16 protein-coding genes are annotated in these 13055 nt (G+C 42.1%); 7 read left to right on the forward strand and 9 right to left on the reverse strand.

The window, feature by feature from the left end; all coding sequences use genetic code 11:
• Positions 1-28 precede the first annotated feature (28 nt).
• Genes sps_RS09555 through sps_RS09565 form a run of 3 tightly spaced genes read left to right on the forward strand, consistent with a single transcriptional unit; the run spans position 29 to position 1408 of the window.
• A complete protein-coding gene (locus sps_RS09555; protein ID WP_077752320.1) occupies positions 29-745 on the forward strand; it encodes an AzlC family ABC transporter permease in 717 nt (238 codons plus the stop codon).
• Positions 742-1044 (forward strand): AzlD domain-containing protein, encoded by a 303-nt coding sequence (locus tag sps_RS09560; protein WP_077752321.1) that lies wholly within the window; start codon positions 742-744, stop codon positions 1042-1044. The genes sps_RS09555 and sps_RS09560 overlap by 4 nt, the downstream gene beginning before the upstream one ends.
• Positions 1045-1099: 55 nt before the next feature.
• Positions 1100-1408, forward strand: coding sequence for an NIPSNAP family protein (locus sps_RS09565; protein ID WP_077752322.1), 309 nt, complete (start codon positions 1100-1102; stop codon positions 1406-1408).
• A 45-nt stretch (positions 1409-1453) separates the two neighbouring features.
• Here sps_RS09565 and sps_RS09570 read toward each other — a convergent pair whose 3' ends face one another.
• The 5 genes from sps_RS09570 to sps_RS09590 all read right to left on the reverse strand — a co-directional run bounded on the left by sps_RS09570 (position 1454) and on the right by sps_RS09590 (position 7491).
• A complete protein-coding gene (locus sps_RS09570) occupies positions 1454-2140 on the reverse strand; it encodes a helix-turn-helix transcriptional regulator (RefSeq protein WP_077752323.1) in 687 nt (228 codons plus the stop codon).
• Between the two features lie 154 nt (positions 2141-2294).
• The gene (locus sps_RS09575; RefSeq protein ID WP_077752324.1) at positions 2295-2819 is read right to left on the reverse strand and encodes a GyrI-like domain-containing protein; all 525 of its coding nucleotides are present in this window, start codon (positions 2817-2819) and stop codon (positions 2295-2297) included.
• Between the two features lie 115 nt (positions 2820-2934).
• Positions 2935-3318: a VOC family protein gene (locus tag sps_RS09580; RefSeq protein WP_077752325.1), complete on the reverse strand. Its 384-nt coding sequence runs from the start codon at positions 3316-3318 to the stop codon at positions 2935-2937.
• A gap of 122 nt (positions 3319-3440) precedes the next feature.
• Positions 3441-6296 carry a M16 family metallopeptidase gene (locus sps_RS09585; protein WP_169915730.1) on the reverse strand — a complete coding sequence of 952 codons (2856 nt, stop codon included), beginning with the start codon at positions 6294-6296 and terminating at the stop codon, positions 3441-3443.
• 244 nt (positions 6297-6540) lie between these two features.
• Positions 6541-7491, reverse strand: coding sequence for a hypothetical protein (locus sps_RS09590; protein WP_237158041.1), 951 nt, complete (start codon positions 7489-7491; stop codon positions 6541-6543).
• A 497-nt stretch (positions 7492-7988) separates the two neighbouring features.
• On the opposite strand from sps_RS09590, the gene sps_RS09595 reads away from it, so the two are divergent.
• Positions 7989-8195 carry a cold-shock protein gene (locus sps_RS09595; RefSeq protein ID WP_077752327.1) on the forward strand — a complete coding sequence of 69 codons (207 nt, stop codon included), beginning with the start codon at positions 7989-7991 and terminating at the stop codon, positions 8193-8195.
• 66 nt (positions 8196-8261) lie between these two features.
• Here sps_RS09595 and sps_RS09600 read toward each other — a convergent pair whose 3' ends face one another.
• From sps_RS09600 to sps_RS09615, 4 genes are all read right to left on the reverse strand, one after another.
• Positions 8262-9137, reverse strand: coding sequence for a helix-turn-helix domain-containing protein (locus tag sps_RS09600; protein WP_077752328.1), 876 nt, complete (start codon positions 9135-9137; stop codon positions 8262-8264).
• Between the two features lie 127 nt (positions 9138-9264).
• Positions 9265-10101 (reverse strand): GNAT family N-acetyltransferase, encoded by an 837-nt coding sequence (locus tag sps_RS09605; RefSeq protein WP_077752329.1) that lies wholly within the window; start codon positions 10099-10101, stop codon positions 9265-9267.
• Between the two features lie 370 nt (positions 10102-10471).
• Complete coding sequence (locus tag sps_RS09610; protein ID WP_077751229.1) at positions 10472-11389, reverse strand: IS5 family transposase; 918 nt, start codon at positions 11387-11389, stop codon at positions 10472-10474.
• Positions 11390-11419: 30 nt separating this feature from the next.
• Positions 11420-11695: a hypothetical protein gene (locus sps_RS09615; RefSeq protein ID WP_077752330.1), complete on the reverse strand. Its 276-nt coding sequence runs from the start codon at positions 11693-11695 to the stop codon at positions 11420-11422.
• Between the two features lie 251 nt (positions 11696-11946).
• Here sps_RS09615 and sps_RS09620 point away from each other — a divergent pair, with 251 nt between their 5' ends.
• From sps_RS09620 to sps_RS09630, 3 genes are all read left to right on the forward strand, one after another.
• Positions 11947-12171 (forward strand): amphi-Trp domain-containing protein, encoded by a 225-nt coding sequence (locus sps_RS09620; protein WP_077752331.1) that lies wholly within the window; start codon positions 11947-11949, stop codon positions 12169-12171.
• Positions 12172-12417: 246 nt separating this feature from the next.
• Positions 12418-12705: an HU family DNA-binding protein gene (locus sps_RS09625; RefSeq protein ID WP_169915732.1), complete on the forward strand. Its 288-nt coding sequence runs from the start codon at positions 12418-12420 to the stop codon at positions 12703-12705.
• A gap of 2 nt (positions 12706-12707) precedes the next feature.
• Complete coding sequence (locus sps_RS09630; RefSeq protein WP_169915734.1) at positions 12708-12986, forward strand: HU family DNA-binding protein; 279 nt, start codon at positions 12708-12710, stop codon at positions 12984-12986.
• Positions 12987-13055: the final 69 nt, after the last annotated feature.

A 13055-nucleotide genomic window follows, 5' to 3' on the forward strand; every position in this document is an offset into this window, starting at 1 on the left:
GTTATCAATAGAAGTGATCAAGAGATTAATGAGTTCCCAGACACAAGTAATAAAGCAAGAGGGGAAATTTAACGGTTTCTTAAAGGGCGCCTTAGCTGTGATGCCACTCACCATAGCCGTGATCCCTTGGGGGATTTTAGCAGGCTCTTTTGCTCTAGATGCCGGCTTATCTCCTTTCGAGAGTCAGGCCATGTCTGCCATTATTTTTGCAGGTTCAGCGCAGCTGGTTGCAACAGGAATGATAAAAGCAGGAATTGGTTTAACCAGCATTTTAATCACCACCTTACTCATCACATCACGGCACTTCCTCTATGGAATGGCCATGAGACCGCAAATAAGCCCCATGCCACTAAAATGGCGACTGGTCTTAGGCTTTTTGCTTACCGATGAGCTGTTTGCCATCGCCAACCAAGGTAAACAGCACAAGCTAAATCCTTGGTACGCCTTAGGCGGTGGATTTAGCTTTTACTTAGGTTGGAACCTCGCCACAGCAGCCGGTATTATTGCGGGTCAAACAATTCCAAACCTGGACACGTGGGGACTGGATTTCGCCATTGCAGCGACCTTTATCGCCATTGTCGTGCCTTCGGTGAAGAAACCATCGGTCTTATTTTGTGTACTGGTCTCTTTAGTCGCCGCTGTGGTCTGTGAGCTATTAGCCATTCCCGCAGGATTACTTATCGCAGCCTTGCTTGGTATGACCTGCGGCACTCTCTACGCCAAACTTACGGGAGAGAAAACATGATCTGGTTGACAATTTTTGCCATGGCGGCTGTAGTATTTGGCAGCCGATACCTGTTTTTAGAGCCCAAACTTCCGGTACGACTCAGCAAGAATACGTTGGCATTCTTGAGTTATTCAGCCCCGGCCGTACTCACAGCCATTTTTGCTCCAATCGTCTTTATTCGGGAAGAACATTTAGATTTGAGCTTAGATAACAGCTATTTGATATGCGCTATCTTAGCCGCATTTTTGGCATACACAACGCGCAGTGTCTTACTGACGACAGTGGTGAGCATGGGACTGTTTTTTATCATTCATTAATCATTCATTAATCATTCATTTATTAGATAGAAATTTAACTTTGGAACACTCAACAATGAACGTCACTTGTCATGTTAAATATATAATCAATCCGGATATGATTGAAGAATTTGAGCACTATGCCCAACTCTGGATCCCGTTGGTTGAAAAGTTTGGTGGCCAGCATCATGGTTACTTTCTGCCTAGCGAGGGAGCAAATGATATCGCGTTAGCCTTATTTTCATTTCCTAGTCTGGCTGATTATGAGACCTACCGAAATGAATCAGCCAATGATGCCGATTGTCTCGCTGCATTTGATTATGCCAAAAAGCACAAATTCATCTTAAGGTATGAGCGAAATTTTATGCGGCCAATCTTAAACTAAAGAAAGATTAGAGCAGAGTCTGTCTACAAAGCTGGATTCCCCTCCCTACTCCGTACCATACTTAGCTTCCATCATCGCGATGTAATCATGCATCTCTTCACCCGGCGACACCGCAAAGTGTCGCTGCTGATTTATGAGTCCGGTGATCCTATCGACTCTGAAGTTACGAAAATCATCTCTGAGCTCACACCAAGCCAGCAAGGTCCAAGTTCCCTTCCAAAAATAGATGGCCAGAGGACGTATCTCCCTTTGACTGGTATCTTCTTTAGCATCGCGATAATCCATCAATAGATACTCTCTTAATCGTGAGGACTTTCTAAGCACATCGAGAAACTTAAACTCATCGGAATCGATATAAAAATCCGGAGCAAACATCAAGGATTGATAATCCTGCAAGCGTTCTGGCAAGACTGCTTCAACCTTGATCATCGCCTGTTTAGCGGCGCTGGAGAGCTCTTTGCCCCCCCAGGCCTGCACCATGCGCATGCCAACCTGAATCGCCTCAAGTTCAGCCTCATTAAACATCAGCGGAGGCACATTCACCTCTTGGCGCAGCAAGTAACCCACTCCTGCTTCACCTTCGATAGGGATGCCGCTTAAACACAGATCTTGGATATCGCGATATATGGTTCGGGTCGAGACTTCCAGCCGTTCAGCCAGCTGCTGCGCCGTAGTTAATCGCCGAGTTCGAAGAACTTGTACTATCTGAAATAACCGATCCGCTCGACGCATATCTTTCCTTGATGTTTGTATCTACCGCTTTAAACAGTAACCTATTTGTGTCTCACACCTTTGTTTTATACCTATGTAGATATCAACCCCGTTTATAATCGGTATAGCACTCATAATAGGTCTCTGTATCTACAGCATTAAACAGCTACTTAACCTATTTCCTTTGTTTCACACCAATGTAGATATCAACCCCATCCATCGAGGTATAGCATTCATAATCAGTATTATAGCTGCGCTCAAACTGACAGTGACTAGCTTCGAAGTACTGCCATATCTGGCCCCAGAGGCTGATCACAATCCCAGGCACCTCACCTTTAGCACTAAAGCACAGGTATTTACCTGCAGCTAACGTCAGCTCAGTTAACTCATTGGTCTCACTTAACCCATTCAAGTGTGAGCCATCGTCTACTACTTTACTCACACCTGCCGCCAATCCCGCGAGAACAGAAAACTCACCATTATGATTGGACTCGTAGCCGTAATAACAGCCATACATGGGTGAACTTGTATTGCTCTGTACCTCACTACGACTCATCAATTGCTGCCAAAGGGGAGCTATTTTCTGTGTCTCTACATCTTGTTCGGCGTGATTCGAAGTTCTTACTGCTAACCCCCACACACCAGTGACCGCTTGATTAACCAATACTGGTGATGCCATGACGTCCTTAATCTCACTCATTCACTATCCTTACTTCAATACAGTCTTACTTTAATAAAACCATACAGTTTAAGTGGAGATTAAGCCGAATATAATTCGGCTTAATCCTTATTCATCGATACAAATAAATTTAGCACTATCTGTTTTTTGACCAGAGACCTACCGTGTTGCCTTCACTGTCTTCAAATAACGCGATGAAGCCGCACTCGCCTTCCTTGATTGGCATCACTGGCAGTAATACTTTTACGCCTGCTTTAGCAATACTGTCTACCAAAGGGGTTAATTCATCACTTAAGTGAAGATAAAGAACACTACCATGAGCCGACGGCTTCATCATTTCATGTTTAACCAAGCCAATACTGGCCGCTTCCTTATCCTCAGTTTCCAGAATGGCCATTTCCATATCGTTCATGACTTCACGTCTAAAACTGACACCAAAATGCTTACCATAAAACTCAACGGCTCTATCCATGTTTTCGACGGCTATTTCGCCCCAGACTAGCGGTGCTTGATGTAACATATTGAACTCCTTGTAATAACTAAGATTACACTCAATATGAGTGTTTACCCCTTAGCGATGAAACAAGGATAAACCAGGCCTACTGACAGCATAGTGTCAGTAGGCCTTCAGACAGGACAAATTTATTGCTTTATAACACTGCTAGATATTTTCTCAGGAAGAACCTTAACAATCACTTCTCTTTCCGGAACTAGGTACCGGTTTGCAGTTTGGGTGATATCGGCCACAGTCACGGCACTCAACTCTTGTGTAAATAGCTTAAATCGATCAAAACGAGCCGGGGCACTATAAGCTTGGCTAGCCAAGTCTAACCAAAACCAGTTACTACTCACTGCATTTTTAACATCTTTAATGATAGGAGCTCTGGCTCTCAATAACTCATCATCTGTAATTGCGCCCTCTTTCTTCACCTCGTCAGTTATCAGTTTATAAGCCGCCTCAACTTTATCTATATCACCAAGCTTTATGTTACTGCTCATACCAATGAAACCGTAACTATCCAGAGAATCTGAATTAGTGCTAAATGCATAGGGAGAATAAGAAACGCCCATTGACTCTCTTAGCTTTTTCGTCAATTTTAATGTGAGTATCTCTTGCAGAAGTTGTAACCTGCGCATGCTCTTCACATCACGATCGTCATCAGTTTTCCAATAGGTGTTTAGCAACGCGGTGTCCAGCCCCCCTCGATGAAACAAGATAACAGTTTGGGGTTCAGGAAAATCTATTCCCTTTAGATAATGGTGACTTGGGAGCTTAAACCGCTGTGGCAAGGCGCCAAATGTTTCAGCTACCGCTGAAATTGCTTTTTGATTATTGATATCACCCACAATCGCAATTTCAATCGGCCCATTCTTCATGATCCGTTCGATAACGGGTCTAAGTTCAGCAAATGTGCGCTGCTGAATCTCAGATAAGGGTCCAAGCCCAAAACGCTTATCCTCACCATATAAAGTGCGCATAAATTGTGTATCAATTACATGTCCTGGACTGGAGCTAGCCATTTGCTCACTGACTTTGATCTCATGTCTGAAAAAAGATTCCCCTTCCGAACGATAAGCTTGTTCCGTCAAGAGTGCAGTCAATACTTGCAGCTGCAGCTTTAATTCATCAGGTGTCGTGCTGTAAGTTCCACCTAAACTGTCTAACCCGACACCTAAAGCCATTGAGACATTCTTATCGAGAAAGATATTATGCAGCTCATCGAATGTGTGTTTTTTCAACCCACCTGACTGGTAACCATAGTCAAAAAGATTAATTAACCCATCTTTGTCGGCAGGAAAATCCTCAATGCCATGACCTACACGTAACGAGATAAACACCAGCCCCTTATCAAGCTCTGTTTGCTTTACGTTTACTACAACACCGTTTTTAAACTGGGCAGTTTTGATCCCACTCACTTTATTTATTTTTTCAGATACCACTTTCCCTTTATCACCAAAGTTTACGTATTGAAACTCAACCTCTTCACGTGCCTCCAAGGGATAAACTTGAGTATTTAAGCTTTGGTTATATACCTTTAATATTGCCGCTTCTGCATCTTCAATTTCAATATTGCTTGTGAGATAAACACTGGGAGCAGCCCCTGACCATAACAGTCTAAAATGCTCAGCGACCTGTTCCGCTTTAATACCCACAATGTTCTTTTGAAAGAACGCTAAATTATCCTTCGCCGACAACACAGATTCTCGATTTTCAACAGCTTGAGTCACCGAATCCGCAATAACATAGTTCGGAACAGTCTCTTCAGATTGGACAGCCAGTTTCAAATCAGCTTCAAAGCTTGCCACTAACCGATCTATCTCTTTTTGCGTAAAACCAAACTCTAAGGTTTGACCTAAGCTTTGCTCAATCAACTCAAGTGCTGATGGCCATTGCTCTGCATCGATATAACTTGAAACACTACTAATGCTTGCCAGTTCCGAGCGCTCTTGATAGGCCGCAGCCCCCGTCAGCAGGTTATCGCTGTTAATAGCAATATCATTGAGTCGAATAGACAGGGCAGTATTAGCAAGATAAGTTAACAGATCATCAAGACGTTTTTTACGACTATCTGGCTCAACGTTAGCTGGTGTGATCACATTAATGGAGATACGACTATCGATACTCTTATCGATAAAAGCATGGGTACTAATTTCAGTATTGACGACCAATTTCCCAAAGTCCGGTTCATCGAGGCTTTCATCCGCCGTCCAATCTGAGAACTGCTTTTGAATCGCTTTTTTGACCCGTTCAGGGTTAAAGTCTCCTGTAACAATCAATGTTGTACGCTTTGGCGTGTAATACCTGTGATAAAACTCCACCAGAATGTCTTGAGTAACAGACTTAATACCTTGAGATGAGCCAACCGGGATCTTGTTGATGTAATCAGTCCCCGGATAGGCAAACCGAATCCAATCAAGAAAACTGTTAAATTCAGGCCCCTGCTTGCCTCTAACCTCGGCGTTTAATACCCCTCTTTCTCTTGCAACCGCAGCTTTATCAATCGTCAGGTTACTACTGGTTTCCCTCATAATAAATAAAGCTTTTTCAATAAGCTCTTCTTCAGCACTAGGCAGTGACAACTGATAAACCGTCTGCGTAAATTCGGTGAACGCATTGGTATGAGCACCGAAAGCGAGCCCATCCCTTTGCAACATAGTGATCATTTCACCTTCAGGAATATTTTTAGACCCATTAAATGCCATATGTTCCAAAAAATGTGCCACACCAGGCTGCGGGCCTGTTTCCAATGCTGACCCTGCACGGATATGCAGCCGGATTTCCACCTCATCTTTCGGAGATTGACTTTGAATGAGTATGTATCTCATACCATTCTCTAACACATATGGCTTAACTCTGGGATGCAGTGTCAGATCCGTTTTCGGATACCAAAGTGCGTCATTCTTATCTACTGGCTGTAAGGGAGCAGCATCGATAAAACCAATAGGAATAACCAGTGTAAAAATGATGACTAGTAAACTCGATCGAATACGCAACATATTCCATAACCTCATGAATTTATATAATTAAAATAAGAAGCGAATAGTATTTTAAAGTCTCTATTTCATACTACTGCTAAAAGATTGGCGTGAGATTAGCACGAGGAGGATACAAATTGTTTCAATATGAGGCTGCAGACTATGTAAAGGCCAACAGTAGATCACAATAAGATCAATTAACAAAAGAAAAAACAACAAACAACTTAAAACTAGAGATATGTCACATCAATATTAATACAAAACATTAAATATTCTGAAACATCACCTCTAACCGTAAGGTAATGATGGCTTGATCTAGCCTGTCGATGTCCACCTCTTTACTCCAGTTATATTCAGGGGTGATCTCGAAGAACAACCATTCACGTAAGAAGTTTTGCCGATAGGTTACCGCGATTCTGGCATTTTCCACATAGTGATAAGGCGTGTCGACGCCATAGATGCTGGCAATATAGTTAATCGCCTGTTTACTACTGATGTAGTGATAGAGATTTAGACTACTACCAAACTCCCAGCCATTATTACGGTTTTCATACTGGGCCACGGCGCTCCAACGCAATAGAAAGTCTTCATCGAAGGAGTGTTCAATATCAAACTCAGTGGACTCCCCAGTTACCTTTTTCTCTTGATAAATCTTCTGGGTCAACCGAGTAATCGTGCTTTGTGAAATGGGATAGGTATAACGCCATCTGGCCTCTAACTTAGGTTTGATGTTGGCCTTAATATTGAAGCTGACTCTGTCTTTAGCATACCAGTCATACCTAAGCCCGATATCCCGCTCGCCTTCATCGTCTGGGCCTTTCAAAAATGCAAAAGGATCATCCTCCCCCTGGGAATCTATGATGACCTTAAGTTTCTGGTTAACTCCAGGAAGATTAAATCTCGCATTCAAATTCGCCCTATATTTAAACCCTTCCTTGCCGTAATAGGAGAAATCATTGGTCCAGCGAACTAAGGTCCCAGCCCGAGCATCTTCTTGAGTCCGCTCATCGACAAAAAAGCTGTCGAACCAGATAGCGGGTTGACAAAACTTAGTATTGAGATAGTCGAAGGCTTGATCGAAGGCCGTATCATCAGCTGTATGGGTTAAACAGGGATCGATGACCTCCAGTGCATCGGCCTCTTGTTTAATCACTGCAGGGTTAGTAGCTTCATGATCAATAGATAATCCGTGACCCAGAGCTTTTGTCACGGCCATAAAGGTAACCGATAGTGAAAATAATAAGGTTTTAACCTGCAACAGCCGACATCCAATTTTATAGAAAGCGTTAAGAACTCGCGATAGAAAGAGTAAGAACTCAAATAGTAACATTTGCAGCTTACATTTGTTAACAAACTATCTCTTAAATACTGCAACCAGATTAACTCTGTGATACTTGATTGCCATCGAGAGGGGGCTGTGTGGCACACATTAGAGAATTAAAGGGGGCTTATGGGTTATAGGGCATTGATTTGCGGGTGACTCATGTAGTATCTTATTGTCACACATGGTGTTGTTATCTAGTTTGTTTTTTGCGAAATAAACTAGATCCTATAGCAACATACGTGTCTAGTTTTTGAAAACAAAAGAAATTATCTGGGGTTCCCCTAGATTAGGGCGTTATGTGGCTTGTTCATATATCACTCACAAATATTCGAACCGGTGAATTCGACTATAAAATTTATATTATTTCACCAATAAATTGAGTAAAGAAAATGGCTAAAGGTACAGTTAAGTGGTTCAACGCAGATAAAGGTTTTGGTTTTATTACTCCTGAAGATGGAAGCAAAGATCTTTTTGTTCATCATTCAGAAATTCAAGCTGGCGGTGGATTCGCAACATTGAATGATGGCCAGGCCGTTGAATTTGAAGTTGGCCAAGGTCAAAAAGGTCCTTGTGCAAATAAAGTAGTTGCTATCTAGTAGCTGCATATAACGATCAAAGACAATCAGATACGCTAACGCGTGCCTGTTGCTTTGATCGTTATCTTACTCATTTTTTCTATTACATTTAGAAGAACTAACACCACCATAAACATCTATGGTTAATCCCCTCTCTTTAGCGTAAATTTTGGGTGTAAGACCTATCTGCTTTTTCAAGTGACGTATGAGATGAGGCTGATCGCTAAATCCAAACTCAAATGCGACCCCAACCCAATCAATTTCATTCGTATTACGTTGATAAAGATATTCCAGCATCTCCTCTAACTTGTTCATCGTCTGACACTGTTTCAATGTTAGGCCTGTTACCCGGCTAAAACTTCGCTCTAATGTTCTTTGGGAGCAAAAGAGTTTATTGCCAAGTTCTGAGACTGATGTGGAATTCAAAAATTGAAGTGCTTTTCTAGTAAGCGCGCTATGCTGGTCTTCTTTACAATCCCCGAAACAAGGCAGAAATAAAGCATCCAATTGATTACGACATAGTTCAGAATCATTTCTTGCCACTTCGATAAGCCTGTCTCCATCAAATGTATTGAAATTCAACTCATTTGGATGAAATAGATTTTCAAGGTTCACTTCTTCAATAGCATCTAAGTTTGGATGGGAATACGCTGGCAAGCCAAGAGAGTACAATGCGCCAATATGGAATTTGATGCCTAAATGAACAAACGGTTTTGAATGATCGAGCTCAAAAGTTTGCAGGTGAGGAAACAACCAATGGCTTCCATGACCATCGGCAATGCTATGATCCAGAGCATAATGATAGGCTTGTTTACTTGGAGAGATAATTAAGTGAGCCGCTGGATCTGGGTTTAACTTGGGATACTGATAACTTTCTGCATCAATGCGTTTTTCAATAAGCCAATAACACTCAATATATTTAGCGACGTCTTGGGACTTGGGCGCCTGAAGCCAGTTGATCATTGTATTCTCTAACCGTCATCTTGGATGACGGTATTATACCAACCTCATTAAATATCTGCTAAACCATCAATAATGACAGCTCGCTTACTGACTTAGCGTAAATAGACTCACCTAAATAAGAATGAGCCTATAAACACCGGCCCTCCCCCTTAGAAAACTCAAACTGAATGATTCGGTTTGCAGAACTTAGCCCAGCTCTGTTAATGATTTTTTGAGCAGCAAGGTTGCTACTTTCTGTTGAACAAATCGGTATTAGCCCTTGCTTTAAAGCCTGATTAATTAAGTGATAAAGTACACGGGTCCCAGCGCCTTTACCTCGCTCAGATTTAGCAACGATCATACCTAGATCGGCATAGTTTGTTTGATAATCATCAAATAAACGGCACTCCCCTGTTGCCAATAACTTGCGATCACACCAGTAACCCCATAGCTCTTTTCTCTGAATCAAGTTACCGAAATATTCCAACAACCACAGCTCTGGTGCACCTATAGTTTTTGCCGCAAAACTAACAAAATCATTTAGTTGTTCCTGACCTGCTAAAATCATTTCCAACGGCTCTCTTGTCTCTATATTTTGCAGCTTATTTTGCTGATACATTAAGGCATTAACCTTGAATGAAGACGAGTTATCTAAACATAGAGAAAGATAATCATTTTCTGCAGTGCTAACGAATGCACCAGCCACTCTCCCAATAACAGTACAATTTTGCTCAGCAATCAAAGTAAACAATTCTGTCACTTGGCATTTTGCCCTTGGTGATAAATAAAATTGCAACATATAGCCTTCACCATTAATGCAGCAGAAACCCACTGGAATATGGTTCTCGTAAAAAGCAAAATGGGCAGACATAGGTGCAAAACCGAAATGCCACATTCCATCGAGTGGAGCGGTTGAAAGGGAAAAATATTGCTGTTTTAGTTCACTGATCTCGCTTAATGATTCAACTGATTTAATTTCTAACATGACTTTGCTCTGTACCTAATAAAGTATTTGTGAAACGAATTGCCTTGTTAATAGACGACTCGCTTGCGATGGGTAAATAATACGAGATAGGCTGAACATAAGATTGAATAAAAACGACAGTTTGAGCAAAGGGATGATGGCCGGAATAAACTGAATAAGGCTATCCTCAAACAAAAAGCCAAGACTGGCTTGGCTTTCATCTTGAAACAGTGACTAGCTCAGTGAGTTAACAGCTCTGCTTTATTGTCGTTGTTGTCGAAAAATCATGTTGTGTGGAAGCAAGAAGATGATGTGCTTTCTCGGCCGCTTGGTTAGGCGTTGTTGATCAAATCCTCGCTATAGATGCAGCTACTCCAAGGGTTTGAGCTAACTAGGCAGCCTGTTTCCTAACTGGCATTCCTAGTCTTATGACTTTGTTCATTGCCTTTACACCTGCCAGCGCTTCACCTACTTGAGCATTATAATCTCGTAGGCTAAGTTTCGGACTAATTAGTTGCTTATATCGGTACATTGCTGTTTCAGATAGTGACCGTAAGTGATAGTCATTTTCCTTCTTCCATTGCGCTAACTCATTATTTTTGAGGGCTCTCACAGCCTCGTTTCGAGGGTGCCCATCCTCCCAAAACCCAGCACTGCTTCTTGGTGGGATAGTGGGTTTGCAACCTTTACGCTGAAGTAGTTTGTGACACGCTTTGGTGTCGTATGCTCCATCAGCAGAAACTTGTTTAATCTGTCTTCTTAACGGCTTGATTAATGTGGGTAACACTTCATTATCAGCAACGTTAACCAGAGTGACTTCTGCTGCTACGACTTCATGCGTATTAGCATCTACTGCGAGGTGTAACTTACGCCAGGTACGACGCTTTTCTTTACCATGCTTTCGAGTCTTCCATTCTCCCTCGCCGTAAACTTTGAGGCCCGTTGAATCAATCACTACATGTGCCACAGAGCCACGACTCGGTGAGCGATATTTGATATTTACGGTCTTGGCACGTTTGCTAATGCAGCTATAGCTTGGTGAGGTTAGTGGCACATTCATAAGCTGGAAAACCGAGGTAGTGAAACCTTCTAGTGCTCTCAGTGATAAGTTGAATACACCTTTAACAACCAATGCAGTTTCAATAGCAACATCAGAGTAAATATACCCACGGCCACGGCGGCCGTGATGTTCAGAGCAACACCAAGAGCTAATGGCGTGCTCATCAATCCAAAAGGTCAAGGACCCTCGATTAATCAATGCCTTGTTGTACTGAGACCAATTGGTCATTTTACGCTTAGCTTTACCCATCTTGATGTTTCCAATAACCACATTGGAAGATCAGATCACATAAGCTGCAAAAGGTTCAATCGATTTAGGAAACAAGGCCGCTTGGTTATTCAAAAAGTCATACTCACGACTCGCAGCCGCAGTTTTGGAGAAATCGTGTTGCGCCGAATTCGGTTGCACATTATTCCCCTTGGCAGGCTGGTTCTTTGAAAAATCATAACTAGATTGTGCAGCGGCCGTTTTTGAAAAATCCGGTGTCTCGGCAAAGACGCTAGCCGAAGTGCATACTAAGATGGCTGATAGGGCTGCACTGGTCACTAATTTCATTTTTAACTCCACAATTTAAGGTTCGATTAACTACTAATATCTGCAAATCACTTGCAGTTCACGAGGGCTGTTATATATGCCGATTAGTCGCCTCGTTCTCAATAACAGCAGGATAATCTCTCCCCTAACTGGAGGGTCAAGCACCGTTCCCTCTTTTTCTAAACTATTATTTTATTTTTCTAAATGAGGAGTGTTACAGCTAATTTTTAAGTAAAGTGGCAAAGCAGGCTACCCTATAAAGGAATAAATCAATGACGAAGAAAGCAGATAGAGACATAGAGAAAGACTATTCGACAACTGAGTTTGTCGCCAAATTACGAAGACTCGCTGACTCCCTTGAAAGCGGAAGTAAGTTTGAGATCCAGATCGCCGGCGAGCGTATCTATGTTCCCGTGCGTGCAAAGTACAACATAGAACATGAGCGTGAAGGTAATGAAGAGGAAATTGAGTTCCAGATAAAATGGAACAATTCTTAAAATTCATCACTACAAGCTCACCATTAAAGCCTCGCTCCGTACATTAAAGAAACAATCAACTCCACTGTTTCGACTATAAATATACCAGAGGTTCTTAAGAAGCCTCACCCTGTTGCTATTTAGTGCTCTTTACCTTCGCAAGTTTAGAGCCTTTTTTTCAACCGATTAACGAGTACTTATTTCCCAACTGACTGCTCAAGTCTTGCCTATTCCTAATGACTACAAATTCTTATGACTATAAATCAAATGACAAAAACCAAAAAAGATCTTGTGGTTCGAGTAAAGCAAGACATCCCAAAGTACCAAGCTAATCAGCTAAAAGAGATGACTGATTTTTTGCTTAATGACATAGTTGAAATAGCAAAATCAGGCTATGTCGTTAGTCTGAAAAACCTAGGTAATATCCAGCAGATCCATAAAGCGGCTAGGCCCGGGAGAAACCCAAAAACGGGCGAAGATGTACTCATAGCTGCCAGAAGTAGAATTTCATTTAAATTTCGTCCTAGCCTGGCACAAATACAGGAGGAGACATAAACGTGAAAATCCACCTCATAGACCTAGCTCAGCGTTTGAGCGATGAATTCTCCATACCACACAGGGATGCCATGTTGATTGTGGAAGCTACACGAGATTTTTTTGTCGAATCAATCAGGGAGCAACAGCGAGTTGAAATTCGAGGCTTTGGGGTCATAAAGTACAATGCCCGCCCATCGGGGGTTAAACGTAACCCTAAGACAGATCAACAAATAATTGTTCCTAAAAAGATTGTCCCTTGGTTTGTGCCTTCCCGCTCCACCACTGATATAAGCTCATAACATTTATCTGAAAAGCGACTCCACTTGATTTCAAACTAGGCAGCGATTCACAACTGCCTAGTTTGGTTA

Origin of the sequence: Shewanella psychrophila, from assembly GCF_002005305.1 — a bacterium.
In the GTDB taxonomy this organism is placed as follows: Bacteria; Pseudomonadota; Gammaproteobacteria; order Enterobacterales; family Shewanellaceae; genus Shewanella; species Shewanella psychrophila.